Origin of the sequence: Rhodoferax sp. PAMC 29310 (assembly GCF_017948265.1) — a bacterium.
Classification (GTDB): Bacteria; Pseudomonadota; Gammaproteobacteria; order Burkholderiales; family Burkholderiaceae_C; genus Rhodoferax.
Genome location: NZ_CP072852.1, coordinates 2,293,021 through 2,318,620, shown reverse-complemented (window position 1 = coordinate 2,318,620; position 25,600 = coordinate 2,293,021). Strand labels below are relative to the sequence as shown.

Genomic DNA, 25,600 nt, shown 5'->3' with positions numbered 1-25,600 from the left:
GCGTCATCAGCAGATGTCGATTCAACCGCGCTTCCAGTCGTGGTACTTGGCGACCCATTCCAGCAGTTTTTTGGGTTGGTGGGCGCGCTTCCACTCCCCGGCGGCGTACTTGTTGGCCTCGGCCAGCGTTGGGTAGGTGTGGATGGTGCCCAGAATCTTGTTCAGGCCCAGGCCGTGTTTCATGGCCAGTACATACTCGGCCAGCAAGTCACCGGCATGAGTGCCGACGATGGTGACGCCCAAAATCGTGTCTTTGCCAGGCACGGTGAGCACCTTCACAAAGCCGTGGGCTTCGCTGTCGGCAATGGCGCGGTCCAGGTCGTCGATGCCGTATTTCGTCACCTCATAAGGCACGTTCTTCTCTTGGGCGTCGGTCTCGTTCAGGCCCACCCGGGCGACCTCGGGGTCGATGAAGGTCGCCCAAGGGATGACACGGTAGTCGGCCTTGAATTTCTTGAAGTCGCCAAACAGCGCGTTGACTGCCGTGTACCAAGCCTGATGCGAGGCCACATGGGTGAACTGGTAAGGTCCGGCCACGTCGCCGGCAGCGTAAATGTTGGGGTAAATGGTTTGCAGGTACTCGTTGGTGGGCACGGTGCGCTGGGTTTCAATGCCAAGTTCTTCCAGTCCGTAGCCGGTGAGGCGGGCCACGCGGCCTACGGCGCACAGCAGGGCGTCAAATTCGAGGCGAATCTCTTGGCCTTCGTGTTCCACGATGATGGTTTTGACATCCCCCACTTTTTCACAGCGCAGTGCCTTGTGGCCGGTGAGCACCTGCACGCCATCGGCCTGCAGGGCAGCTTTGGCCAGGGCAGAGACCTCTTCGTCTTCACGCCCCATGATGCGCGGCGCCATCTCTATCTGCATCACTTGCGCACCCAGGCGGGCAAAGCTCTGCGCCAGCTCGCAGCCAATGGGGCCACCACCCAACACCACCAGGCGCTTGGGAATGTCGTCCATCTTGGCAAATTCGTCCCACAGGTTGTCACTGGTCACGTAACCCACGTCGTCCAGACCGGGGAGCGGCGGCACAAAGGGGCGAGCACCAGCAGCAATCACGATCGCGCGGCCGGTCAGCACCTGCTTGCTGCCGTCGTTCAGGGCAATTTCCACTGTCCAAGGGTTCACAATTTTTGCGTAGCCCTGCAACACTTCGACGCCCAGGCTGGTGTAGCGCTCCACGCTGTCGTGCGGCTCAATGGCGGCAATCACATCGTGAATACGCTGCATGACGCCCTTGAAGCTGAAGCTGGGTGTGGTGTCGGACAAGCCGTACCGGGCGCCGTGCTTCATCTGATGGGCCAGCTTGGCGCTTTTGATGAGCGCTTTGCTCGGCACGCAGCCGTAGTTCAGGCAGTCACCGCCCATCTTATGCGCTTCAATCAGGGTCACCTTGGCCTTGACCGCTGCGGCAATGTAGGCCGACACCAGTCCGCCCGCGCCGGCACCAATGACGATCAGGTTGCGGTCAAACGACTTGGGTTTGAGGTGGGCCCACCGGGCATAGACTTTACGGCCTTTCAATGCCTCTGTGACTTTGCGAGCCAGCAGGGGAAAGATACCCAGCAGCACAAACGAGCCAATCAAGCCGGGGCTCAAGATGCCCTTGAGGGATTCCAGCTGGGCCAACTGCGTGCCAGCATTCACGTACACGGCGGTGCCGGCCAGCATGCCGAGCTGGCTCACGCCGTAGAAGGTGAGGGTCTTCATCTTTGTCAGACCCATCAGCAGGTTGATGACAAAGAAGGGCACCAGCGGCACCAGGCGCAGGGTAAAGAGGTAAAACGCACCTTCCTTTTCAACGCCTTTGTTGAACTCGGTCAGGCGCGCGCCAAAGCGGGCCTCAATGCTGTCGCGAAGCACAAAACGCGCGGCCAGAAAAGCCAGTGTGGCGCCCAGGCTGGAGGCAAACGACACAATCACCGTGCCCCACAGCGTGCCGAAAATGGCACCACCGGCCAAGGTCATGATCGCGGCGCCCGGGACGGACAAAGCGGTCACGGCGACGTAGATGGCGAAATAGGTGCCCGCCACGATCAGGGGTTTTTCAGCGTAAATGGATTCGAACGCGGACTGGCTGCTTTTTATGTAATCCAGACTCAAATAACGGCCCAGGTCCAGGACGAAGAACGCAGCCAGCAGGGCCAGCAGCACAACGATCAGACCGATTTTTTTCTTATTCATCATTATTCACTCGGTTGTAGAAAAGGGTCACGCAAAGGCGCGCCATCCCCACCAGAGACGGGTAGCGATGGTGACGACGCACAGGGCGGCAAAAACGTAGGCCAGTGTGGCGAAGTGCTCAGGCCAGACGCACATGGCTGCGAAGAAGGCCAAGGTTTCGGTGGCTTCGGTCAGTCCGCCCAAAAAGTAAAACGATTTGTCGGGGTAGTCCAGACTGTTCAGACCGCGCTTGGCGGCAATGGCCGCAAAGGCCAGAAAGCTGGTGGCGGTGCCAATGAACGCGGCCAGAAGCACGGCGGCGGGCAGGGCGTTTCTGGGTGGATCGGCCACCGCGAAGGCCAGGGGAATGCTGGCGTAGAACAAAAAATCCAGCGCAATGTCGAGAAAGCCACCTTGGTCTGTGGCCTGGCTCATGCGGGCCACGGCACCGTCCAGTGCGTCCAGAAGTCTGGAGGTCAATAGGGCCACAGCGCCCAAAACGTATGCACCATTAGCTATCAAAACCGCAGAAAAAATACCTAACGCGAAGCCGGCCACTGTGATCTGGTTGGCGGTGAGTCCGACACGGAACAAGACCGTGGCCATTCCTTGTACGGCGGGCTTGATCAGGGCGGTGGCAGTTCGGTCGAGCATGGGTGGCTTAAAGCTGGGTCAGGTGGCTGGGGTCGGCGATGTCAGAAACATCGTGTGTGACCATTAGTACGGGGATGCTGCGTTTTCTTACAGTTTTGAAGACAAAGTCACGCATGCGTTCGCGCAAGGCAGCGTCCAGCTTGGAAAACGGCTCATCCAGCAGCAGTGCCTGGGGCTGGGCCAGCAGCGCCCGCATCAAGGCCACCCGGCCTCGTTGCCCACCCGACAAGGTGGCTGGGTCGGCCTGGGCAAAGGCGGCCATCTCCAGATCTTCAAGACCTTGCGTCACAGCGGCCGCACGCTGGGCCTTGGGGCCGGGAGGCAAGGCAAACAACAGGTTCTCAAACACTGTCATGTGGGCAAACAGCAAGTCTTCTTGAAACAGGATGCCCACCTGGCGTTTCTCGGTGGGCAGGGTATCAATGCGGGTGCCGTTGAGGGTGATGGTGCCCTCAAACTGAACGGGGTCGGGCAGGGTGCCGCACACCGCAGCCAGCAGGCTGGACTTGCCGGACCCGCTGGCGCCCATGACGGTGTGAATCACGCCGGGGGGCACCTGCAGCGTAAAACCCCGGAGCAGGGTGCTGGTGGGGGTGCGAAGCTGGATCAGCGCGATGTCAAGACTCATGAGGCTCTCGTTGGAGGGGGAAGGGACTGTGCGCGCCGGCAGGGCTGAGAACCGGCAGGCTTGGCAGGAGGATAATGGTTTCACGCCCGGCCATTCTGGATCGGGGCATTTATGTGGATTTACCTTTCGGGAGAACAGCAAATGAAAAAATTGATCGTATTGGCCATGGTGCCCTTGATGGCCCTGAGCGGTGTCGCTCAAGCTGAATCCAGCGCCGCAAAAAAAGAGCTGGTGACCAAGTTGTTGCAACTGCAACAACCCGGCATCGAAACGGCAGCCCGCGCGCTGGCCGAGCGCCCTGCTGCCGTGATGGTGCAACAAGCCGGCCTGGCCTTGCAGGCTCGCGTGACCTTGGACAAGCGTGAAGCCGTGGCCAAAGACATGCAGGCTGACCTGAAAAAATACTTGGATGAAGCTGTGCCTTTGGTGACCGAGCGCGCCCTGAAGCTGGCACCTTCTACCGTTGGCGCTCTGATCGAAGAAAAATTCTCCGAGCAGGAGCTCAAGGAGTTGATCGCCATCATCGAGTCACCGGTGAACCGCAAGTTCGTGGCGCTGGGCGGCGACATGCAAAAAGCACTGGTTGAAAAACTGGTGGCTGAAACCCAGGATGTGATCAACCCGAAAGTCAAACTTCTGGAGCAGTCACTCTCCAAGCGCCTGGGCATCACGCCTGCCAAGTCGCCCGCCATCAAGTAAATCGGCTGGCCACGCGGCGCGGTGGTCAGGTCTGGCTGGTGTCAGACTGACCGCAGCGGCCGCTGACAAAACTTTCAAAGGCGGACGGGGTCAAGGGCCGGCTGAAATAATAGCCCTGCACCTCGTCACAGCCCTCACTGCGCAGAAACTCCAACTGCCCCTCGGTTTCCACCCCCTCAGCAATGGTTTGCATGCCCATGCTGCTGGCCAGACTAATGATGGCGCCCACAATCGCCTTGTCGTCCGGGTCGGTGGTGATGTACCGCACAAAGGTCTGATCAATCTTGAGTTTGTAAACCTTGAATCGTTTCAGGTAGCTCAGTGAGGAGTAGCCAGTTCCGAAATCGTCAATGGACAAGCGAACCCCTCTCTGGTGAAGGTCGTCCATGACCGCGATGGCTTTCTGGGGGTTGTTCATGGCCACCCCTTCGGTAAGCTCCAGCTCCAGCAGCTCGGGGGGCAGACCGGCATCGCTCAGGATGCGCGACACCAGTTCTGGCAGCTCTGCGTGCCTGAATTGAATCGCCGACAGGTTCACCGACATGGTGAGCGCTTGCATACCCCCCTTGAGCCATAGCGCGAGTTGATTCACGGCCGTGCGCACCACCCACTCGCCGATGGAAAGAATGTGTCCGTTGCTCTCTGCAATCGGTATAAATTCTGCCGGTGAAACCGGACCCAGCTCAGGGTGGTGCCAGCGTAGCAAGGCTTCGGCGCCAATGACCCGATTTGTTTTTATGTCTATTTGAGGCTGGTATTGGAGCGTCAATTGGTCGCGTTCCAGCGCTCGGCGCAACGCGTTGTCCAGCATCAAGGTGCGGTCTGATACGGCTTGCAGCTCGGAAGTAAAAAATCGGTAACTGTTGCGACCTTCCTCCTTGGCCCGGTACATGGCGGCATCGGCGCATTTGTACAAAGTGTCCAGGTCGGCCCCGTCTTTGGGGTAGATCGCAATACCGATTGAGGGAGTCACCGTGAGATCGTGCTGTCCAATGTGCAGCGGCTTCATGGCGGACTGAAGCAACTTGTCGGCGACGTGAGCCGCCCCCAGCATATCGGCGTTGGGCAATAGCAAAATGAACTCATCGCCGCCAAAGCGGGCCACGGTGTCCTGATCGCGCACATTGGCTTTCAGGCGCTGCGCCAGTTGGACCAACACCTCGTCGCCCACATGATGGCCAAGGGAGTCGTTGATGTTCTTGAAGTGATCCAAATCAATGAACATCAAGGCCACGGACCGCTGGCCGCGATCGGCCAGGCTCAGGGCTTGAACACAACGGTCTTTGAGCAGCAGGCGATTAGGCAAGCCGGTCAACGGGTCGAAATGGGCGAGTTGTTGAATTTTTGCTTCAGCCGCTTTTTGCTCAATGGCCCTTTGCTCCAGTTCCGCAACGGTTCGGCTGAGTTCTTGCGTGCGGCTTTCCACCAGTTTTTCCAGACTGTCACGGGCGTCTTCCAGAGCCAGTTCTGCTTTTTTTCTGGCATTCACGTCCAGCACGATCCAGATGGAGCCTTTGCTCAAATCATGGGGGTCAATGGCTTTGGCGTTGACCGCACAATGAACGGGCGAACCATCCTTTTTGCGCAGCACCATTTCGTCCTCAAATGTCTTGCCTGCCGCCATGGGTGCGTAACACCGGGTGCCGGCGTCCAGCCATTCTTGCTCGCTTAAGTACCACGCTCGCGAGGAGAATCCTTTCAACTCGCCCGGCGCGTAACCGAGCATGGATTCAAACTGGCCGTTGCTCCGGGTGAGGTGTCGGTCATGCAAAAACACAATGCCGACCATGGCGTTGTCCAAAATCAGGTTCTGTTCAGCAAGGCTGGCCTGGAGCCGCTCCTGGGCCTTTTTTTCTTCATGAATGTCATCGATGATCCAGATCGAACCCTCGGCGGTGTCGGCCGGGTTCACCAGCTTGCCAGTCAAGTGCGACCAGAACAGCGAGCCGTCAATGCGACGCATCAACACCTCGGACTTGTAGGTCAGCCCCTGGGTCATCACGGTAAACGCAGATTTACCCAAGCTGTAAAAGGATTCAGTGTCGGGGTAGAGCGAGACGCTGGTCCGGCCCAGCATGTCGCTGGCCTCGGCGTGGCCATAAATCTGCGCAAACCGCTGATTGCAGCGAATCACCGTTCGCTGTTTGATGAACACAATGCCGACCCCGGCGGTCTCCAGAATGACGTCTTGCTCGCGCAACGCCAATCGCAACTGGTCAGGCGCACCAGATGGAATGGCGTTGGGGGACGGATTTTCAAGCATTGAGAATGAGCGGTCGTTTGCCCTGTATTGTCCCGCATGTGAATCCCACCCGCCAGTGGTCGGCGATAGCAAAAACATGGGGACTTTTTTTCTGACTCTCACCTGTAATTAGGCATCGAGCTTGGGCCGGATTATTCACACATCAAGGGTGCGTGGCGTTGGCGGTTGTCGAAAGCGGCGCGCCTGCCCCAGCCAGGCAGCCAGACCAAACACCAATACCGGTAGGATCCACTGCAGCCAGGCGTAGGAAGCGGTCAGGGACCGCTGTGCGCCTGCAGCCAGCGTGATTGCCTCGGTGGTCACCGTGCCGAAGCGTCCGGCACCCACAAACAAGGTCGGCAGGTACTGCGCGACGCTGACCGAAAAACCAATGGCGAAGGCTGCCGTGAGCGATGCCCGCAAGAGCGGCCATTTGACTCGCCACAAAAACGTCCAGCGGCCCTGCCCAAGGGAGGCGCACAGTTGGCGAAAACGAGGGTCAAAGCCGGTGTAGGCCGGGCTCAGTGCAATCAACACATAGGGCAGTGCGGCCAGGGTGTGGGCCAGCCACACACCGGTCCAGGTGGCATCCAGCCCCCAAGTCAACGTGAGGCCATGCACCCCCACGACCCACAGCACAGGAGGCAGGATGAGTGGCAGGTATATCACCCGGCGCATCGGCTCAATCCATCGTGGCGGGGCGCACTCCAGCCAGGCGACCGACCAGGCCAGGGCGGTCACCGCACTGGCCATCGCCAGGGTCAAGGTGGTGCCTACAGTGTCCAGACTATTCCACACCGAGTTCCAGGCCCGCCACGTCCATGTTTCTGGCAGAAGGGCCGGGAAGGGCCAAAACCCCGACACGCTGCCCACGGCCAGCGCGAGCATGACGGCCAGGTACAGGCCGAGCACACCGCCCCAAGCGAAACGCCCCATGCTCCCCCGAGTCGGCGGCGAGGCGCCACGAGCTCCGTTGGTGCACCGATTGCGCCAATGCGCGAGTCGGGGCAAGGGCCACAGCAGCAAGGTCAAGCTGACTACCAAAGCGGCCAGCAGCCAAGCAGCGGCTGTGCCCTGGGCGTTGCGTGCCACGTCGGCGTCCAACAACCATTGCCAGGCCAGCACAGCCAATGTCGGCGGTGAAGTGGGTCCAATCACCAAGGCCATGTCCACTACCGTGAGGTTATAGGCCAGCACGGCCAGCATGGGCCAGCGCAGGCGTGGCCATAGTTGCGGCCAAAGCACGCGCCACCAGGCGGTGCGAGGTGAGTAACCCATGCTGCGGGCGGCTTGCAGTTCGCGCATCCAGGTGTGGGCCACATCGGCACGCTGCAGCTGCGTAGCGGCTGCCCAGAGCAGAAAAGGCACCTCTTTGGCCACAAGCACCATCACCAAGCCCAGGCCCCAAGGGTCTTGGGTGGTGGGCCACGGGGGCGGCGCGTCAAGTCCGCTGGCCCACGGGGACAGGGCCCGCAAAAACCAGCCGCTGGGAGCAATCAGGAAGGCCAAGCCAATGGCGAAGGCCGCGTGGGGAACCGCCAGCAGCGGCCCCAAGGCTCGCACCAGTCGGGCCCAGTGGCGACCCGGGAAATGGTGCGACAACAGCCAGGCCGCCAACGCCATGGCCAAGCCACTGGCCAGCAAGCCCGTGACCAGTGTCAGGTAAACGGCGGGCCAAGTCTGGGTGTCGGCCCACAAATCATGCCAAGCCGTCAGGTCAAAAGCCCCGCGAAGAGCCGCCAGGATCGACCAAAGCAATGGAACGGCCAGCGCCACCAGAAGCACCAACGCCACCCGCAGGTCTGTACGGCGGACCGGCGTGGTGCTCATTCTCAGTGGGCGCCAGCGACGTGTCCAGCCCAGGCCAGACCGGCAGCGACGCCGCCAAAGCGGTCGCCTTTGACCGTTTCTGCGCCGGGAAAAGCGTGTTGCAGTCCCTGCATCAACGGCGCCAGTGCCGATGAGCCACCGGTAAGGTAAACCACGTCGATGCTGGGTACGCCAGCCAGTGCGACGCAGTCCTGGGCACAACGCACGATGGCTGCCAAAGGCTGGACCAGCAGTGACTGCAGGGCCTGAGGCGACAACTCGGCTGTCAACGCCGACTCGATGCAGTCCAGATCAATGCCGGCCGACGCGTTTGACATGGAACAATCGATTTTGGCGTTTTCGACGTGCGTCAGAATTTGATGGCCCTGACGCTCCTGCAGCACATGCATCAGGCGTTGGTGAAGATGCCGGTCAGAGTACGAGCGCCACAACTCGGTGGCATGGTGCATGCTCTTGCGTGAGTAAGCGTGGTGAATCAGGTGCCACGTCGACAGGTCAAAGAAGACGCTGTTGGGTACCTCGCGCCCATTCGGCCCGGTGTGGGCGAGGCCTAAAAACGGCATCACGCAACCCAGATTCAGCAGCCGGTCAAAGTCGGTGCCACCCAAGTGCACGCCGGTGGTGGCCATGATGTCTTGACTGCGGTTGCTTTGTTGCTGCCGGTCGGGGCCCAGTTGAATGACGGTGAAGTCCGAGGTGCCCCCGCCAATGTCCACCACCAGCACGGTGGTATCGCGGGTGACCCGGCGCTCGTAGTCGAAAGCGGCCGCAATGGGTTCCAGTTGAAACGCCACTGACTGAAAACCCGCCGAATGGGCCGCTTTGGCCAGTGTCAATTGGGCGAGCGCATCACGCTCCGGCTTGTCGTCGACAAAATGCACCGGGCGACCCAGCATGGCTCGGTACACCGGTTGACCGACATGGGCTTCGGAGCGTGCTTTCAGTTCCTTGAAAAACAGAACCACGATGTCAAAGAAGCTCAGCAACTCTCCGTTGACCAGGGTTTGCTCGTCCATCAGCTTGCTGCCCAGCAGGCTCTTGATGGAGCGCATCAAGCGCCCCCCCATCACCTGTTCCTGCGCGGCCTTCAGGTAGGTGGCCAGAGCCACTGACCCGTATTCAATGCGTCCGTCTTCTTGTGAAAAATACAGCGCCGTGGGCATGGCGTTGGTGTGCCCCTCCAGGGGAATCACGTTCAGCTGACCGTCAGCGCCAATCAATGCCGCTGCGGAGTTGGAAGTGCCAAAGTCGATGCCCAGCACCGCTTCATTGCCTTGATGTGTCATGTATCTCGAAGGCACCAATCAGTGAGGGATCGGGCGCTGGGCCAGTACGGTCGTCAAAAAGGTGGAAATGTCAGCCACTTCCCGAGGATGCACGCTGTGCGGCATGGGATAAGTGTGCCAATGCACAGCGTAGCCCAGGCTGCTTAGCAGGTCGCGAGAGGCCTCGCCACGGGCGGGCACCACCACCGGGTCCTGGCTGCCATGGGCCATGAAAATGGGCGTGGCGGCGTTGGCCGGATGGCGCTCGGCCGCAAACGTCTCGGCCAATGGCAGGTAGCCCGATAAGGCCATGACACCGGCCAAGCGCTTCGGAAAACGCAAGCCGGTGTGCAGGGCCATGGCGCAGCCTTGTGAAAATCCGGCCAGCACAATGTTTTCTGCCGCAATGCCACGAGATATTTCATTCTCAATCAAGGCCGAAATCGCGAGTGCAGATTTTTGAATGCCTTCAGTGTCCTGACGGCTGACGAGGTCGGCCCCGCGAATGTCGTACCAAGCTGGCATGACATAGCCGCCATTGATGGTGACGGGCAGGGTCGGGGCGTGGGGAAACACGAAGCGGATCGGTGGGCAGGCGCTCAAATCCAGTTCAGGAACCAGGTTGGCAAAGTCGTTGCCGTCCGCGCCCAAGCCGTGCAGCCAGATAACGGCAGCCGTGGGTTGGGGGGCACTTTCAATTTCAATTCGGGGCAGCAGGGTATTCATGGCGGGCAAGTGTACCCAGTTGACCCGGCCCGCATCGTCAAACCACAGGGTTAGGTCGGGATTGCTGGCCAGTCAAACTCCGGCCATTGGGCCAACTTGCCGTCACTAGAACAGCTCGATGTCACCTTCGTTCGCGGTTTGTTCGAGCAGATCGCCGCGTGCGACCATCGAGCCATGGCTGCACACCTGGTTGCGGCCGTGCTCTTTCGCGAAGTAGACGGCTTTGTCAGCCCGCTCAAATGCGCCGCTGGGGGTGTCGCCCGATCGGACTTCAGAAAATCCGACGCTGATGGTGATGCGGCCCACCTGGGGAAACAGGTAGCCTTCAGTGGTCGTCCTGAGTCTCTCAAGCGCACCAGAAGCTTGCTCCTCGCCGTTGCAACGCATCAACACGACAAATTCCTCACCGCCGAAGCGATAGAGCTGGTCATTGAAGCGAAACGTCGCGCGCATGATTCGTGCCAACAACAGCAATACCTCGTCACCAATGAGGTGCCCAAAGGTGTCATTGACTCGTTTGAAGTGGTCAATATCAATCATCGCCAGCCAATAGCTGCCCGCCGGACCGGTTTCGCGGCGCTGACCTACTGCATCAGGCAACACTTGCTTTTGCTCTACCGTGGCCTTGAGGAAGGCGCCATCAAATGTTTTGCGATTCAGGAGCTCAGTGAGCGCGTCACGCTCGCCGTAGTCCAGCAGGCTATGGAAGTTGGCATACAGGCGCAGAACACCCTGAATGACCCGAATTGTCTCGTCAGTCAAGGGGTCCTGCGTCTCCAATTCCAGAACGCCGGCTGAGCCCGGAGCACCAATAACCGAAAAAGTGGTTGTATCCGGTTGAGTGGACGCACGGGTCATCTTTCCAGTCAGGCTGGTTTGCTGGCGAAGTGGGTAGTCGGTCAGGAGCGGCAGGGTCTCCAGATTCGTCCAGGTCGAGTCAAAGGTGGGAACCGCTTGTTCGCTCGACATTTTGGCGCTGGACAGCCAACGTTCTCGGCCCTCCTCACCGACCACTTGGTAAATGGCAGTTGATTGGGGTTGAAGCAAGTCATTGATGGCACTGACGAGGGCAATATCCAGCGCGTCCCGATCTCGCAGCGACGTTAAATTGGCAAGTGAGTCGACTAGTTGAGACATAAGTGGAGTGTAAGCATGCGACCGCTTTTCCGGTCTAGTGCTTTTACCTACCGTAACGCTTTAGCCACTCCTGCTCCAGCGCGCTGACCCAACTGCCGTGCGGTTCAGGCAAGACCGGCGCCACTTGGGTGACTTGGCCTGGCACCGGTTTGCCGGTGAAGCGCGCCCGCTCTGCTTCGGGCAGCTTGTCCAGCGCCAGCACCGTGGGGTCTCCCCACTGGGTGATATCGGCCTTGCGGGCTTGGGCTTCGGGGCTGAGCAGGAAATTGATCAAAACCTGAGCGCCTTCTTTGGCTGGGGCGTTGAAAGGAATCGCCAGAAAGTGCGTGTTGCCGATGGTGCCACTATCGAATTGATAGCTGACTACACTTGTCGGTAGACGGCTGGCGGCAATTTCGTTGGCCGCTTCGTTGGGGTTGAAGGTGAGAGCCAGCATGAGCTCGCCGTCAGCCATCATCTGACGCACCGCGGACGCGTTTTGCGGGAACTGCTTGCCCGAGCGCCACAGGTGAGGGTGCAGTGCGTCCAGAAAAGCCCACAGCGGAGCCCCTGCTTTGGCCAGCGCCTCGGGCGTGACAGGTTTGTAAATCGCGCTGCGGTCCGGGTTGGTATCCAGCAGGGCCTGCTTGATGAACGTGGTGCCATGAAAGTCTGGCAAGCGGGGGTAGCTGATGCGGCCCGGGTTCGCCTTGGCAAAGCTCAGCAGCTCATTCATGCTGCGCGGGGGGGAGGGGACGCGCTTGCTGTCGACAAAGAAGGTCAGTTGTGCCATACCCCAGGGCGCTTCCAGTCCTTCAACCGGCTCGGAAAAATCCAGCCGTGTGGTTGGCTTGCCCTTGACGTCAACGTAGACGAAGTTCGGCAAGCTCTCGGCAAACGGTCCAAACAGAAGGGCTTCGCGCTTCATGGTGGCAAAGTTCTCGCCGTTGATCCAGACCATGTCCACCGATCCATCGGTCAACTTGCCCGCCGCTTTTTCACTGCGCACCCGCTTCACCACTTCAGCGGTGTCAGTGATCTTGACGTGCTCCAGCTTTACGCCGTAGCGTTTCTGGACTTCCGCGCCCGCCCATTGCAGATAGGCGTTGATGTTCTGGCTCCCTGCCCAGGCGTTGAAGTACACCGTTTGGCCGCGGGCCTTCTTCTCAATGGTGGTCCATACCGGCGTCATCTGGGCCCACAAGGGCGTAGACAGCGAAGCGGCCAACAGGGTTAGCGCGCCGCGACGGTTGATTGAATCCGCGGCAGTGAGAGTGCTGGGTAGGCGAGAGGTTGGGGTCATGGTCAATTCACAAGTAGTGGGGCAAGCGATGAGTCGCCCCATGAGCCGATTTCTTACAGTGGTGGTGAGGAGCCGAGTCAGGCCAGCAAGGCCTGCGCAAATTCCCGGGCGTTGAAAGTCTCAAGGTCTTCGAGCTTCTCGCCGACGCCGACGAAGTAAACAGGAATGGGTCGTTCGCGCGCAATGGCGGCCAGCACACCACCTTTGGCAGTGCCGTCCAGTTTGGTCACGATCAATCCGGTGAGTTGCAGCGCGTCGTCAAAGGACTTGACTTGGGAGAGCGCGTTTTGTCCGGTGTTGCCGTCAATGACCAGCAGCACCTCGTGGGGCGCGGAGGCATCTGCTTTTTGCACCACGCGCTTGATCTTGCGCAACTCTTCCATCAGGTGAAGCTGGGTGGGCAGGCGCCCGGCCGTGTCCACCAGCACCACATCGCGGCCACGGGCCTTGCCGGCAGCGACGGCATCAAAGCTGACGGCGGCGGGGTCACCGCCTTGCTGGCTGATGATCTCGACCGTGGTGCGCTCAGCCCAGACGCTGAGCTGCTCCCGTGCCGCGGCCCGAAAAGTATCGGCCGCAGCCAGCAGCACCGAAGCCCCTTGGCTGGACAGATGGCGGGTGAGCTTGCCAATCGAGGTGGTTTTGCCCGCGCCGTTGACGCCCGTCACCATGATGACCGTGGGTTTGAATTCACCCACTACCAACTGCTTCTCAAGTGGCGAGAGCAATTGGGTGATAGATTCAATCAACAAGCCCTTGACGGCGGCCGGATCGGTTGCCTTGGCTTCTTTGACCCGGCGTTTCAGGTCTTCCAGCAGGTGTTCGGTGGCTTTGACACCTGTGTCTGCCATCAGCAGGGCCGATTCCAGATCTTCGTAAAGTGCATCGTCAATCTTGGTGCCGGTGAAGACGCTGGCGATGCTGGCGCCGGTCTTGCGCAGACCCGCCTTGAGTTTGCTCAGCCAGGATTGACGCTCGCCCGTACTCAAAGGCGTCACAGCGGCCGTTGGCAGGGTGAGTGTGGACGTCACCACAGCGGGCACAGTGGGTTCGTGCGGCTTGACCGGGGAAGGGGTTGCCGCAGGAGGCGATGGGGTCGTCTGGGTTGGGGGAACGGGCGTGGCAACCGCTGGGGTTACCTCAGTCGGCGCGGTGGGTGGCGTCGGGGCAGGGGGCTTTTTTTTGAAAAAACTGAACATTTGGTGGGTTTTTAGAATCACACCATTCTATGAAACGACCACTCCATCACCTACTGCCTTTTTTACCTTTGTTTTTCAGCCTGTGGTTCAACCCCACTGCGCAGGCACAAACGCCTCCTCCGGTTCAGCAATTCACGCTCTCCAACGGTTTCACCTTGATCGTCAAGCCCGACCGGCGTGCGCCCACGGCCGTGCACATGCTCTGGGTGAGGGTGGGCTCCATGGACGAGGTCGACGGCACCTCCGGCGTGGCGCATGTGCTGGAGCACATGTTGTTCAAAGGCACCAAAACCTTGAAGCCGGGTGAGTTCTCACGCCGGGTGGCGGCCTTGGGGGGGCGAGAGAACGCCTTCACCAGCAAGGACTACACCGGCTACTACCAGCAGATTCCAGCCAACAGGCTGGAAGACGTGATGCAGTTGGAGGCAGACCGCTTTGCCAACAATGCGTGGAGTGATGAAGAGTTTCGCAAAGAGCTCGAAGTGGTCAAGGAGGAGCGCCGTCTTCGCACCGAAGACAACCCCCAGGCACTGATGAATGAAGCGTTGAATGCGACGGTGTTCGTGGCCTCGCCTTACCACCGCCCCATCGTGGGTTGGATGAGCGACCTGGACGCGATGACGCCCGATGACGCCCGCGCTTTCTACCAACGGTGGTACGTGCCGGCCAACGCGGCCATTGTGGTCGCCGGTGACGTGGACTTGGCCCAAGTGCGGCAATGGGCTGAAAAATACTATGCGGCCGTCCCGGCCCGGGCAGTACCCGCGCGCAAGCCGCGCACCGAACCCGAGCAGGTCGGCATGCGGCGCCTGGCGTTCAAGGCCCCGGCCGAGCAGGCTTCTTTGACGCTGGCCTTCAAGGTGCCGGGCGTGCATTCTTTGCCCGAGTCGGCCGCCCCGTGGGCTGCGGACGATTGCGACGCCTTGGCGCTGACGGTGTTGGCCGCCGTGCTGGATGGCTACAGCGGTGCCCGTCTGGAGCGTGCATTGGTCCAGGGCGAGGGGCGGGTGGCTGACCGGGCTGGCGCCTACAACGGCCTGTGGGGCCGGGGACCGCAACTGTTCATGCTGACCGGCGTGCCGGCAAAAGGCAAGACTGCGGTGCAGGTGGAGCAAGCGCTGCGAGCGCAGGTCACCCGCATTGCGACCGAGGGTGTGTCTGAGGCGGAATTGGCGCGGGTCAAAACCCAATGGGTCGCCAGTGAAATCTACAAGCTGGACTCGGTGTTCAACCAGGCCCGCGAACTGGGCAATCAATGGATTCAGGGCCTGCCGCTGGACGCCGGGGAGCGTCTGGTTGAGCGCCTCAGGGCGGTGACTGCCAACCAAGTTCAGTCGGTGGCCGCACGGTATTTTGGTGACGACCAGTTGACCGTCGCCGAGTTGCTGCCGCAACCCTTAAACACCCAGCGCCCCGCCCGAACGCCCACAGCCAGTTTGCGCCATTGAGACTTGAGTGACGATATGAATACTATTAAAAAGATAGCTGCTCCCGCAATAGCTGCCTTCGCGATCGGCCTAATTGGCTCACAAAATGCCATCGCTGGCATTCCCATTCAGCACTGGGTTCAAGCCAGCGGTGCCAAGGTGTTTTTGGTGGAAAGCCCGGTGATTCCCATGGTGGACGTGCAACTAGACTTTGACGCCGGCAGCCGGCGCGATCCGCGCGAGCAAGCCGGATTGGCCAGCACCATGGCCGCCATGAGTGACAAAGGGGTGCTGGCTCAGCAGGGCAACGCTGCGCTTGATGAAAATGCCTTGAGCGAAGCATGGGCCGACCTCGGGGCTGGTTTTGGCGCCACGGCCACGCAAGATCGGCTGAGTTTCTCATTGCGCTCGCTCACCTACCCGGACCTTTTGCCCAAAGCCGTGCAGCTTGCGGCCCGTCAGCTGAGCGCCCCGGCCTTTCCCGACCCTATTTGGCAGCGTGAGCGCGAGCGTTTGAGCGCCGCCATCCGCCAAGCCAACACCCGCCCTGCCACCTTGGCACAGCAGGCCTTTTCGACGGCCGTGTACGGCACGCACCCCTATGGCTTACAAGTCACGGAAGCCAGTCTGGCACGCATTAATACGACTGACATACGCGAGCGTTACGCGCGGTCAGTGCTTCCCTGCCGTGCACAGATCACCGTGGTGGGGGGTGTGAATCGGGTGCAAGCCGACGCCATGGTGACTGAGCTCTTGGCGGGCCTGCCCGGCGCCGACTGCCCGGCTTTGCCCGCGGTGGCTGAGGTTGCGCCCTTGGAGAAAGCCAGCGAGCAGCAGATTGCATTTGACTCGGCCCAGGCTCATGTGTTGATTGGGCAACCCGGTGTTCGCCGGGATGACCCGGACTACTTCGCCCTCACCGTGGGTAATTACATTTTGGGTGGCGGTGGATTTGTGTCGCGTCTGACGAATGAGGTGCGCGAAAAGCGGGGTCTGAGTTATGGCGCGTACAGCTACTTTTCACCTGCGCTGCACGCCGGCGCCTTTACCGTGGGCCTGCAAACCCGGCCAGACCAGGCCGCGCAAGCCGTGCAGCTGGCGCGGGACGTGGTCGCCCAATTTGTGGCCGACGGGCCGACTGAGGCCGAATTAAAGGCCGCCAAAGACAACCTGATCGGCGGCTTTGCGTTGCGCATTGACAGCAACCGCAAGCTGCTGGACAACGTGGCCAATATCGCCTGGAACGACCTGCCACTGGACTACTTGGATACCTGGACGCAAGCAGTGGCCAAGGTCAGCGTGGCGGACATCCGGCGGGCGTTTGGCCGACACCTGCAACCCGAGCGCATGGTGACAGTCGTGCTGGGCGGGACCGAGGCCGCCCGTTAGCCAATGTGCAGGGGTTTGCGCTCTGGCTGCATCTGTGCTGGAATGTTTGGTCCCGCAGCGGCAGGAGTGTGTCTACGCAGCGGGCCTGCTACTTAGCTTAAAGGAGCGATGTGATGACCCCCAATGCAGTCGGTTGGTTTGAAATCTATGTGCAAGACATGAAGCGGGCCAAACCGTTCTATGAAGCCGTGTTTCAACGAACCCTGGAAAAGCTGGACAGTCCGGGCATGGAAATGTGGGCGTTTCCCATGCTCATGGATCGAATGGGTGCCGCGGGGGCGCTGGTTCAAATGGATGGCGTTCCTTCTGGCGGCAACAGTACCCTGGTTTATTTCAACTGTGTGGATTGCGCGGTTGAGGCGGCTCGTGTGGCGGGGGCCGGTGGTCGGGTTGAGCGGGACAAAACTTCCATTGGTCAATACGGCTTTATTGCGCTGTGCTTTGACACGGAAGGCAATAAGTTCGGCCTGCACTCCATGGCGTAGGGTGAACGATGCGTGGTCCGGGTTTGATTTTTTGGCGTGCCGTCTTCGGTAAGCTATAGGTATGAAGCAAAAGAAATCTGAATTACCTCGCAAACCCCGCGTCCCGCGCCATGCCACGCCATTGGCCAATGAAATTCGCATCATTGGCGGTGATTGGAAACGCACCAAACTGGCCGTGGCAGACCGCCCCGGCCTGCGCCCCACGCCGGATCGGGTGCGTGAAACCTTGTTTAACTGGTTGGGCCAGGATTTGACTGGCTGGCGTTGTATTGACGTGTTTTCCGGCACGGGCGTGCTCGGCTTCGAGGCGGCGTCGCGCGGCGCCAAAGAAGTCCAGTTGGTGGAGTTGGACACCGCCTTGGTTGCGCAACTCAAGCGCACCCAGATCCAATTGGGAGCGAATGCAACGCAAGTGGTCCGGGGTGACGGCATCGTTACCTTGAAGCAGATGAATCCCGCCAGCATGGACGTGATCTTTCTGGACCCGCCTTTTGATTCGGTGCTGTTCGAGCCTGCCTTGGCGGCGGCCGGTCGGGCAGTGGCGCCAGACGGGTTTGTGTATCTGGAAGCGCCCATTCTGTGGAAGGATGAGCAACTCAAAGACCATGGTCTGATGGTCTACCGGCATCTGAAAGCCGGGGCGGTTCACGCGCACATTCTCAAGCGACTGGCGCCATTACCGGCTGCCTGATCGTTCCTTTTCAACCCAATACCTGCGAGTTATTTCAACCATGTCAAACAACGTTATCGCTGTGTACCCGGGCACATTTGATCCGATGACACTTGGCCACGAAGACGTGGTGCGACGAGCCACGCAGTTGTTTGGGCGCGTGATCGTGGCCGTGGCGGCGGGCCACCACAAAAAAGCCATGTTCTCCCTGGCGGAGCGCATGGAGATGGTGAGCGAATCGGTCAAGGACTACCCCCATGTCGAAGTAGCCAGCTTTTCCGGCTTGTTGCGTGACTTTGTGCTTGAGCGCGGTGGCAAGGCGATGGTGCGTGGCTTGCGCGCGGTGACCGACTTTGACTATGAGTTTCAGTTGGCAGGCATGAATCGCACCCTGATGCCGGACGTGGAAACGGTGTTTCTGACGCCCAGCGACAAGTACCAATTCATCTCCAGTACCTTTGTCCGTGAAATTGCCACCCTGGGTGGCGAGGTTGATAATTTTGTCTCACCGGCAGTGCATGCCCGTTTGCGTGAGAAGGTGCTGCAATTAAAGGGGTCCTGATTTGCGACGGCTGTCCACGCCTGACGCGCTGACGTATATTGACCCAAGTCATTTTGGACTTCTTACCTCTGGGTTAACCTGAAGCCAGTTCTTAAGCCTACTCATCGGAGAAAAAATGAAAATACTGTTACCCATTGATGGCTCGGATGTGTCGCTAGAAGCGGTTCGTGTGATGATTCGCCTGTCAAAAGACGGGTTGGCAACCAGTGCGGTGCTGGCCAACGTACAGGAAGCGGCCACTTTGTATGAATTGGTGGTGGCACACGACCCCGCGGTGATTGAGCAGGTGAGCGCGGCCGCTGGTGCGCACACTTTGCAACCAGGCGAGGCCTTGTTGAACGAAGCCGGAATTGCCTATGAAACCGAAGTGGCCTCGGGCGACCCGGCTCACACCATCATCGATATTCTCGAACGCTATGGCTGTGACATGGTCATCATGGGCGCCCGTGGCATGAGCACGTTGCGCGGCGCTTTGCTGGGCTCGGTGTCCAACGAGGTGTTGCACACCGCCAAGGTGCCGGTAATGATTGTCAAACTGGTCGACGCATCGTCCGAAGACAGCGCCATCGACGGCTGAGTGATGAGTTCGGGTCACCGTTTGGCGTGAGGGGTGCGCCTGGTGGTCACCCTGATGGGGTAAGGGTGTTTCGCCGGATGTGGCTGCGCGTCGATAATGCCTCCATGACCTTTCGCCTGAATTTTTTCGAACTCCCGCGGGGTGAGCAGCCATGGCGCTGATCATTACTGACGAGTGCATCAACTGCGATGTCTGCGAGCCCGAGTGTCCCAATGAGGCCATTTACCTGGGCCAGGAGATTTACGAGATCGATCCCAACAAGTGCACCGAATGCGTCGGCCACTTTGATGAGCCTCAATGTGTGCAGGTCTGTCCTGTTGCCTGTATCCCGGTGAACCCCAATTGCATTGAGGATCAGGAAACTCTGTGGCAGAAATACCGCCGTTTGCAGGCCGCATCAACATAGACTGGTTTGAGTCGATGCCGTTCCTTAATGCGCGTCGATCTGGCTGCTGATGGGTCTAAGAGTCAGTAGACGAGTCAGCTTTCTTTTTGGTGTGTTTTTTGAGCGGTGTAGTCCCCGGTACGACTGCTCGAAACTCTTCCTTTTTTCCTTGGAAGGTGTTTTTCTTCGGTGCCGGGACTGGTTTTTCCTGAGTTGCGGACTTTGGCACCGGTCGCTTGATGTCTGGCGAGTTGGAGGCAATCTCCTTCTTCTCCTGAATCAGGCGAGATTTCTCCATGCGGTCGGCGGTCAATGTGTCGCGGCGAGTCGCTTGATCTGCCGCGCTTCGTTGAGCTACATCGGGGACGGGCGTCGCCGGCAGCGCGGCGCCATCAGGGCATGGCTGCTGGGTGTAAGTTGTCCCACATTTGTAGATCTTTTGAGCTGAAGCCCCCGTGGACACTGCAGCAAGCGCTATAAAAAAAATACTAATCAAGAGACGAGTGTGCATGGTGGGTCCTTTGGTGGCTGAGGCCTGTCAATGTCGATCTGCGCTGGTGTGTTGGCAGGCTTTGCCGGTTTGGGGCGGGGCGGCTTGCTCGTATGAATCTGCATCGTCGCCTTTTCCATCTCGTTCGAAAAAAAGTGAGGCAAAGCTTTGACGGCCCGGTCAATGGTTTGATCAATGGCGATGCGGTGGTCCAGTGACGGTTTCTTCAGAACCCAGTTCACCACTTCCGCCTTGAGTCCTGGGTGCCCCACCCCCAGCCTCAACCGCCAATAGCGGTCTGAACCCAACTGCGCATGAATATCGCGCAATCCATTGTGGCCCGCATGGTTGCCTCCCAGTTTGAGTTTGGCCTCGCCAGGGGGGAGGTCCAACTCATCGTGGGCCACCAATATTTCTTCCGGTTGAATCTTGAAGAAGCGCGCAAGCCCGCCCACTGACTTGCCAGACAGATTCATATAGGTCTGAGGTTTAAGTAGCCAAACGGTTTGTCCATCAACAGTGGTTCTGGCAAGCAGGCCATGATAATTTTTATCCATGGAAAGCGTAGTTTTAAGCGCTCGCGAGACTTCGTCTACAAACCAAAATCCCGCGTTGTGGCGCGTGCCTTCATATTCAGGGCCGGGGTTTCCCAAGCCAACAAAGAGTCTGATCATGTCGCAATTATCATGGCGCGGCTACAAAAAAAAGGCCCACTTGCGTGGGCCTTTTGGCAAGAAGCGAATCTAAAGCAGATTATTTCTTCTTGGCGGGAGCAGCTTTGCCACCTTTGCCGGCTGGTGCGGCAGGCGCAGCAGCGGCAGCGTCACCTTCAGCTGGCAACTCGGTACCGGCCACAACCATCACGGAAACCAGTACGGGGTTGTTGTTGCCGCGGGTGATGACGGTTACGCCTTTTGGTAATTTGATGTCCGACAGATTGAGTGTGGTGCCCTTTTTCAGCCCGCTCAAATCGACGGCGATGAACTCTGGCAAGTTACGTGGCAGGCACATTACGTCCAACTCGGTCATCACGTGCGATGCAACGCAATGGTCAATCTTGACCGCAGGAGACTCTTCGTCACCGCTGTAGTGCAATGGCACTTTCAGGTGCAACTTGGTGCCGGCTGTTACACGCTGAAAGTCAACGTGCAAAATCAGCTGCTTGTAGGGGTGCATTTGCACGTCGCGCAAAACGACGCGAGAAGCCTTTCCGTCGACTTCCATGTCCAGAACGCTGGAATGGAAGGCTTCCTTTTTCAGGGCGTGCCACAAAGCGTTGTGATCGACTTCGATCTGTTGAGCTTCGACCTCACCGCCGTAAACAATTCCGGGTGTGCGACCGGTGATGCGGAGACGGCGGCTCGCACCCGTGCCCTGCTTAGCGCGCTCAAAAGCGACAAAATTCATAGTAATACTCCTAGAGAAGTCCACCGCGACCAGTGTGACTCCGATTTTTAAAAGACTCGCAGCACGCTTGAGGCAGCTGCGGGCCCACTTTTGCTCAAATCAAAAAAGATTTTCCTGATCCGAGAACAAACTCATGACTGACTCGCCTTTAGCAATGCGCTGGATTGTTTCCGCAATCAGCGGCGCCACAGAAAGCTGACGGATTTTGGCGCACGCCTGTGCTTCAGCGCTCAAGGGAATCGTATTGGTGACCACGACTTCGTCGAGTGCGTCACCACTGGCAATGCGCTCAATGGCGGGTCCCGAGAAAATGGGGTGCGTGCAATAGGCGTAAACCTTTTTGGCGCCACGATCCTTCAACACCTCAGCAGCTTTGACCAGCGTACCGGCGGTGTCGATCATGTCGTCCATGATGACGCAATTGCGTCCTTCGATCTCGCCGATCACATGCATCACTTCGCTGACATTGGCTTTTGGGCGACGCTTGTCGATGATGGCCAAGTCGCAGTTCAGCTGTTTGGCCAACGCTCGGGCACGAACAACACCGCCAACGTCAGGGGAGACAACGATCAAATCGTCGTAATTCTTTAGGCGCAAATCACCCAGCAAAACGGGTGACGCATAAATATTGTCAACGGGAATGTCGAAAAATCCCTGGATCTGATCGGCATGCAAATCCATGGTCAAAACGCGGGCGACACCCACAGCTTGAAGCATATTGGCCACGACTTTTGCCGTGATTGGCACACGGCTGGACCGAGGACGACGGTCCTGGCGAGCATAGCCAAAGTAGGGAATCACGGCACTGATGCGCTCGGCGGATGCTCGTTTCAAGGCATCGACCATGATGAGCAGTTCCATCAATGAGTCGTTGGTGGGAGAGCAGGTGGACTGAACCACAAAAACGTCGCGAGCGCGTACGTTTTGGTTAATCTCGACGGTGACTTCACCGTCCGAGAATCGTCCGACTGTGGCGGCACCTAAGGTAATGTTCAGGTGGCGGGCAATGTCAGCCGCCAAGGCGGGATTGGCATTGCCAGTAAAAACCATGAAATCAGGGGGAGGAGCAGCCTGCATGAGAATTCCAGCGATTGAGTGACGATTGTGGTTGTGAGCCCTTTGTCTGGACAACACAGCGAGATATTTGGCAGGGGAAGAAGGACTCGAACCTTCGCATGCTGGAATCAAAATCCAGTGCCTTAACCAACTTGGCGACTCCCCTACACGGGTTAGCAACAGAAGCTGCTAACCGATAACCTTAACTCTTTGCCCATCCCGACAAAGGGTGGACGTCCAGCATATTACATGCCTTGATTTGAAAGCCGCTTGGTGCGCCTCTCAAATCCAAATTCTTTGGCATATGTGCAAACACTGCACTGCCTGATCCTGTCATTCTTCCACGTAGCCCGATCGTTGAAAGCCAGCCAATGGCTTCTTGAATCCCCGGGCATAGCCTAAGAGCAACATCTTGCATGTCGTTTTGACCAAAATCAAAATCTTCTTCAGCGAAGCCTGAAATTATAGCGCGCTTTGTGTCTCTTTTTAAAGAGGTGTCCATAAAAATTGCTTTTGTCTCCACTCCGTTTTCGGGTTTGATCACCAAAAACTGGGCGGGCGTCAGCTTGACGGGTGAGATTATGTCACCGATTCCTTCGACCCAGGCATTGCCCCCACTCAGAAAAAAGGGGACGTCTGCTCCCAATTGGAGTCCAATTTGCATGAGATGCTTGACGGAAAGTTGAGTGTTCCACAGTTGATTTAAGGCAAGCAAGGTCGAAGCCGCATCAGATGAGCCACCACCCATTCCTGCTTGAGCTGGAATTTTTTTCTCAATTCCAATGTGCGCACCCAGCGATGTCTTGGTGGCGGCTTGCAAGGCACGCGCAGCTTTGACAATCAGGTCATCTGGAGGCAACGCTGTGCAAAGATCCTCGCGGGTAATTTTTCCGTCAGCACGAGTTTCCATATGTAGTGTGTCGCACCAATCCACCAGCATGAACACTGATTGAAGTAAGTGGTAACCATCGTCGCGGCGACCGGTGATGTGTAGAAACCGGTTGAGCTTCGCGGGGGCGCAAATATCGTAGATCGCTTTCATGACCGCAAGAAATTGGTTTATTTATCCAAGACGACCCGCAGTTCGGCGGAGGGTCCAGGTGTGGTTCGCTGTGCCGTGATTCGCCCGTTGGCGTGGCCCGATAGATCAGCCGTCCACCCGTCGGCTGACGCGGCAGTTCCATTTAGCCATGCAAATAGGGACTCAACAGGAATGGGCGTTCCAACGATGTGATTGATTAAGGCTTCCAACGATGGGAAGTGACGTTGATCCGAGGGAGATGTTAGTGAGGCGTCGTTTTTGGACCATGCCAAGACCGCTGCGGTGCCACCAATGGGGGTGAAGAGGGTGAGTCCACCCTCTTTGGTGTTACCTGTCAGTTCAAACCCTGCTGATACCGAGCGCGCAGCGCCGTTTTGCTCGTCGGCAGCAATGCGCACGGCCAATCGACCTCGCCAAACTGGCAATTCAGGGTTCAAGTTCGGTGACAAGGGGGGCAGAGCACATCCGGTGGCCAACAATGCCGATGAATAGAGAAACGATTGAAGGATTCGTCGCCTGCTTCGACTTACCACTTCACACCCAAGCGTTTCAGCGTGTCAGTCAACGTGTCGTTCTTGGGGTTGATTTGGTTGCCTTGTTTCCAAATCTCAATGGCTTCTTGTCGCTTGCCCATCGTCCACATCACCTCTCCAAGGTGCGCGGCAATTTCCGCATCTGGTTTTGAATTGAATGCGCTTTGGAGTATGCGTATTGCTTCTTCATGGTTGCCGCTTCGAAACTCGACCCACCCCAAGCTGTCCATAATGAATGGATCTGCTTTGGCGTACTCCAGCGCCTTCAAGATGAGTTGCTTTGCTTCGGGAAGCAGGTGGCCTCTGTCCGCCAGTGAGTAGCCGAGTGCGTTGTAGGCGTGGTGGTAATCGGGTTTGCTCGCAATGATGGATCGCAAAAGGCGCTCCATTTCGGCCAAATTCCCCATTTTTTCAACAACCATGGCCATGTCGTACACAAAATCCCAGTCATTTGGGTTTTGCTCAATGGCGCTCTTTAGAACTGAATAGGCGGCAGCAAATTGCTTCTCTTCCCGAAGAATTTGTACCTCAGTTGCAATCTTCATTCGAGCATCCGAATCGGAGTCTTCGCTTTGATTGTGAATGAGTTGCAGCGCGGCGTTCACCTGGCCTTGCTTTGCCATCAAAACAGCACGACGCAATTGAGCACTGAGGACACTGTCTTTGCTATCGATGCGGTTCAACCATGCATCTGCGATTTCATATTGTTTTCGCTGCTCCGCGATTTGAGAGAGTGATAGGTAAGCTTGCGTCAAGCCCTTGTCAGACTCGGATTGATTGTTTTGACGTCGCTGGACCAAAGAAATATATTGTTGAAGCGACCTTTCCGCGGCTTCCAGATTGCCTTCCTGAGCCTGCAAAACACCTTGAATAAGCCATGAGTCCTGGAAGTCGGGGTGCGCCGTCGTCATAATTTGAAGTTGCGCCTGTGCTTCAGCGAAACGTTGCGCGCCCAGTAAAGTTCTCGCATAGTCCATTCTAATTTCCGGAGTGGAATTTCTCTCTAGGTGTAGCAGGACCAAGGCCTCAGCATGCGGCACTTGCTCTCTCATCAAATACAGACTGAGAAGTACGGGGCCCTTAGCAGCTGGGTCGGCGTTTTGGGCTTTGCGTGTCGCGTCGATCGCGCCATCAAGATTTCCTGCATCAAACCTCATCCGCGCAATGGTTGTCCAAGATGCTGACGCTTCTGTCGGATCGCTCAGGTGCTTGGACAGGGCTTTTTCAACAGTGTCCGCCGCCAGTTTTTTGTCACTGGTTCGGACATAGTATTGAGGAATAGCCGCAATAAACTTGGGGCGGTTCACTGCCGGTGTGGACACCAGTTCCTGCTTTAGCGGCTCAAGCGTGTCACCAATTCGGTTGAGTCCAATCAGAATTTGAAATAGAAAACCATTGGCCTCCTTGGAGTCAGGAAGTACTTGCTTCCAAGCCTGTGCTGCCTGAAGAGCCGATGGGCCCGATCGGGCTTGCAACGCAATTTCGACTGCGCGCTGGAATAGCTGAGCACTTTCGGTTTTTCTCGCGGCGTCCAGAACTAAGGAGTATGCCGCGCCTGCGTCGCCCGCGCGTGCGTTCAGCTCCCCCATTAGCAACTGATAGAACAAGGGGCCGGTCAGTTGAGAGGAATGGGGGTGGGGAGCCTGGTTTTCTGCGGCCAAATTTTGAGCGTTTACGCCCAGAGCACAGGTCAAAGTAACAAGAATAGCAAGACGGTTAAAGCGCAACATCGGATCATAATAATGCAAGCCA

Annotated in this window: 25 protein-coding genes and 1 tRNA gene; 8 read left to right on the top strand and 18 right to left on the bottom strand. The window is 58.2% G+C overall.

The features are described from left to right. Nucleotides 1–21: 21 nt before the first annotated feature. From J8G15_RS10580 to J8G15_RS10570, 3 genes are read right to left on the bottom strand one after another with little or no spacing between them, the layout of a single operon-like run. Nucleotides 22–2,184 carry an FAD-dependent oxidoreductase gene (locus J8G15_RS10580; RefSeq protein WP_210541860.1) on the bottom strand — a complete coding sequence of 721 codons (2,163 nt, stop codon included), beginning with the start codon at nucleotides 2,182–2,184 and terminating at the stop codon, nucleotides 22–24. A 27-nt stretch (nucleotides 2,185–2,211) separates the two neighbouring features. After that, the gene (locus tag J8G15_RS10575; protein WP_210541859.1) at nucleotides 2,212–2,817 is read right to left on the bottom strand and encodes a CDP-alcohol phosphatidyltransferase family protein; all 606 of its coding nucleotides are present in this window, start codon (nucleotides 2,815–2,817) and stop codon (nucleotides 2,212–2,214) included. 7 nt (nucleotides 2,818–2,824) lie between these two features. After that, the gene (locus J8G15_RS10570) at nucleotides 2,825–3,445 is read right to left on the bottom strand and encodes an ATP-binding cassette domain-containing protein (RefSeq protein WP_210541858.1); all 621 of its coding nucleotides are present in this window, start codon (nucleotides 3,443–3,445) and stop codon (nucleotides 2,825–2,827) included. Nucleotides 3,446–3,586: 141 nt separating this feature from the next. Here J8G15_RS10570 and J8G15_RS10565 point away from each other — a divergent pair, with 141 nt between their 5' ends. Continuing rightward, nucleotides 3,587–4,144 carry a hypothetical protein gene (locus J8G15_RS10565; RefSeq protein WP_210541857.1) on the top strand — a complete coding sequence of 186 codons (558 nt, stop codon included), beginning with the start codon at nucleotides 3,587–3,589 and terminating at the stop codon, nucleotides 4,142–4,144. A gap of 25 nt (nucleotides 4,145–4,169) precedes the next feature. Here J8G15_RS10565 and J8G15_RS10560 read toward each other — a convergent pair whose 3' ends face one another. The 7 genes from J8G15_RS10560 to ftsY all read right to left on the bottom strand — a co-directional run bounded on the left by J8G15_RS10560 (nucleotide 4,170) and on the right by ftsY (nucleotide 13,825). Beyond that, a complete protein-coding gene (locus J8G15_RS10560; RefSeq protein ID WP_210541856.1) occupies nucleotides 4,170–6,407 on the bottom strand; it encodes an EAL domain-containing protein in 2,238 nt (745 codons plus the stop codon). 135 nt (nucleotides 6,408–6,542) lie between these two features. Next, nucleotides 6,543–8,216: an ABC transporter permease gene (locus tag J8G15_RS10555; protein ID WP_240538240.1), complete on the bottom strand. Its 1,674-nt coding sequence runs from the start codon at nucleotides 8,214–8,216 to the stop codon at nucleotides 6,543–6,545. Nucleotides 8,217–8,218: 2 nt separating this feature from the next. Then, a complete protein-coding gene (locus tag J8G15_RS10550; RefSeq protein ID WP_210541855.1) occupies nucleotides 8,219–9,502 on the bottom strand; it encodes an Hsp70 family protein in 1,284 nt (427 codons plus the stop codon). Nucleotides 9,503–9,520: 18 nt separating this feature from the next. Then, nucleotides 9,521–10,207: an alpha/beta hydrolase gene (locus J8G15_RS10545; RefSeq protein WP_210541854.1), complete on the bottom strand. Its 687-nt coding sequence runs from the start codon at nucleotides 10,205–10,207 to the stop codon at nucleotides 9,521–9,523. 105 nt (nucleotides 10,208–10,312) lie between these two features. After that, entirely contained in the window at nucleotides 10,313–11,344 is a 1,032-nt protein-coding gene (locus J8G15_RS10540; RefSeq protein ID WP_210541853.1) for a GGDEF domain-containing protein, read from the bottom strand. Between the two features lie 43 nt (nucleotides 11,345–11,387). Next, nucleotides 11,388–12,626 carry an ABC transporter substrate-binding protein gene (locus J8G15_RS10535; RefSeq protein ID WP_210541852.1) on the bottom strand — a complete coding sequence of 413 codons (1,239 nt, stop codon included), beginning with the start codon at nucleotides 12,624–12,626 and terminating at the stop codon, nucleotides 11,388–11,390. 77 nt (nucleotides 12,627–12,703) lie between these two features. After that, on the bottom strand, nucleotides 12,704–13,825 hold the full coding sequence (ftsY, locus tag J8G15_RS10530) for a signal recognition particle-docking protein FtsY (RefSeq protein ID WP_210541850.1): 1,122 nt from the start codon (nucleotides 13,823–13,825) through the stop codon (nucleotides 12,704–12,706). Nucleotides 13,826–13,854: 29 nt separating this feature from the next. Here ftsY and J8G15_RS10525 point away from each other — a divergent pair, with 29 nt between their 5' ends. The 7 genes from J8G15_RS10525 (at nucleotide 13,855) to J8G15_RS10495 (ending at nucleotide 19,341) form a co-directional block, all read left to right on the top strand. Further along, entirely contained in the window at nucleotides 13,855–15,273 is a 1,419-nt protein-coding gene (locus tag J8G15_RS10525) for a pitrilysin family protein (RefSeq protein ID WP_210541848.1), read from the top strand. Between the two features lie 15 nt (nucleotides 15,274–15,288). Continuing rightward, on the top strand, nucleotides 15,289–16,641 hold the full coding sequence (locus tag J8G15_RS10520; RefSeq protein ID WP_210541846.1) for a pitrilysin family protein: 1,353 nt from the start codon (nucleotides 15,289–15,291) through the stop codon (nucleotides 16,639–16,641). 113 nt (nucleotides 16,642–16,754) lie between these two features. Then, nucleotides 16,755–17,126 carry a VOC family protein gene (locus J8G15_RS10515; RefSeq protein ID WP_210541844.1) on the top strand — a complete coding sequence of 124 codons (372 nt, stop codon included), beginning with the start codon at nucleotides 16,755–16,757 and terminating at the stop codon, nucleotides 17,124–17,126. A gap of 61 nt (nucleotides 17,127–17,187) precedes the next feature. Beyond that, nucleotides 17,188–17,817 carry a 16S rRNA (guanine(966)-N(2))-methyltransferase RsmD gene (gene rsmD / locus J8G15_RS10510; protein WP_210541842.1) on the top strand — a complete coding sequence of 210 codons (630 nt, stop codon included), beginning with the start codon at nucleotides 17,188–17,190 and terminating at the stop codon, nucleotides 17,815–17,817. A 40-nt stretch (nucleotides 17,818–17,857) separates the two neighbouring features. Continuing rightward, nucleotides 17,858–18,358 carry a pantetheine-phosphate adenylyltransferase gene (gene coaD, locus J8G15_RS10505; protein ID WP_210541840.1) on the top strand — a complete coding sequence of 167 codons (501 nt, stop codon included), beginning with the start codon at nucleotides 17,858–17,860 and terminating at the stop codon, nucleotides 18,356–18,358. Between the two features lie 115 nt (nucleotides 18,359–18,473). Continuing rightward, nucleotides 18,474–18,935, top strand: a complete 462-nt coding sequence (locus J8G15_RS10500; protein ID WP_210541838.1) for a universal stress protein — start codon at nucleotides 18,474–18,476, stop codon at nucleotides 18,933–18,935. 151 nt (nucleotides 18,936–19,086) lie between these two features. Then, nucleotides 19,087–19,341: a YfhL family 4Fe-4S dicluster ferredoxin gene (locus J8G15_RS10495; protein WP_210541836.1), complete on the top strand. Its 255-nt coding sequence runs from the start codon at nucleotides 19,087–19,089 to the stop codon at nucleotides 19,339–19,341. A gap of 55 nt (nucleotides 19,342–19,396) precedes the next feature. On the opposite strand, the gene J8G15_RS10490 is transcribed toward J8G15_RS10495, so the two are convergent. From J8G15_RS10490 to J8G15_RS10455, 8 genes are all read right to left on the bottom strand, one after another. Next, on the bottom strand, nucleotides 19,397–19,831 hold the full coding sequence (locus J8G15_RS10490; RefSeq protein WP_210541834.1) for a DUF4124 domain-containing protein: 435 nt from the start codon (nucleotides 19,829–19,831) through the stop codon (nucleotides 19,397–19,399). Beyond that, nucleotides 19,813–20,484 carry an aminoacyl-tRNA hydrolase gene (gene pth, locus J8G15_RS10485; protein ID WP_210541832.1) on the bottom strand — a complete coding sequence of 224 codons (672 nt, stop codon included), beginning with the start codon at nucleotides 20,482–20,484 and terminating at the stop codon, nucleotides 19,813–19,815. The genes J8G15_RS10490 and pth overlap by 19 nt, the downstream gene beginning before the upstream one ends. Nucleotides 20,485–20,563: 79 nt before the next feature. Next, on the bottom strand, nucleotides 20,564–21,217 hold the full coding sequence (locus J8G15_RS10480; protein WP_210541830.1) for a 50S ribosomal protein L25/general stress protein Ctc: 654 nt from the start codon (nucleotides 21,215–21,217) through the stop codon (nucleotides 20,564–20,566). Nucleotides 21,218–21,316: 99 nt separating this feature from the next. Beyond that, nucleotides 21,317–22,294, bottom strand: a complete 978-nt coding sequence (locus J8G15_RS10475; protein WP_210547401.1) for a ribose-phosphate pyrophosphokinase — start codon at nucleotides 22,292–22,294, stop codon at nucleotides 21,317–21,319. Nucleotides 22,295–22,362: 68 nt separating this feature from the next. After that, nucleotides 22,363–22,439, bottom strand: a tRNA-Gln gene (locus J8G15_RS10470). A gap of 36 nt (nucleotides 22,440–22,475) precedes the next feature. Then, complete coding sequence (gene ispE / locus J8G15_RS10465) at nucleotides 22,476–23,315, bottom strand: 4-(cytidine 5'-diphospho)-2-C-methyl-D-erythritol kinase (protein ID WP_210547400.1); 840 nt, start codon at nucleotides 23,313–23,315, stop codon at nucleotides 22,476–22,478. Nucleotides 23,316–23,332: 17 nt separating this feature from the next. Next, nucleotides 23,333–23,752, bottom strand: coding sequence for a lipoprotein insertase outer membrane protein LolB (locus J8G15_RS10460; protein ID WP_210547399.1), 420 nt, complete (start codon nucleotides 23,750–23,752; stop codon nucleotides 23,333–23,335). An 89-nt stretch (nucleotides 23,753–23,841) separates the two neighbouring features. Then, nucleotides 23,842–25,596 (bottom strand): lipopolysaccharide assembly protein LapB, encoded by a 1,755-nt coding sequence (locus J8G15_RS10455; RefSeq protein WP_240538521.1) that lies wholly within the window; start codon nucleotides 25,594–25,596, stop codon nucleotides 23,842–23,844. Between the last annotated feature and the right edge of the window lie 4 nt (nucleotides 25,597–25,600).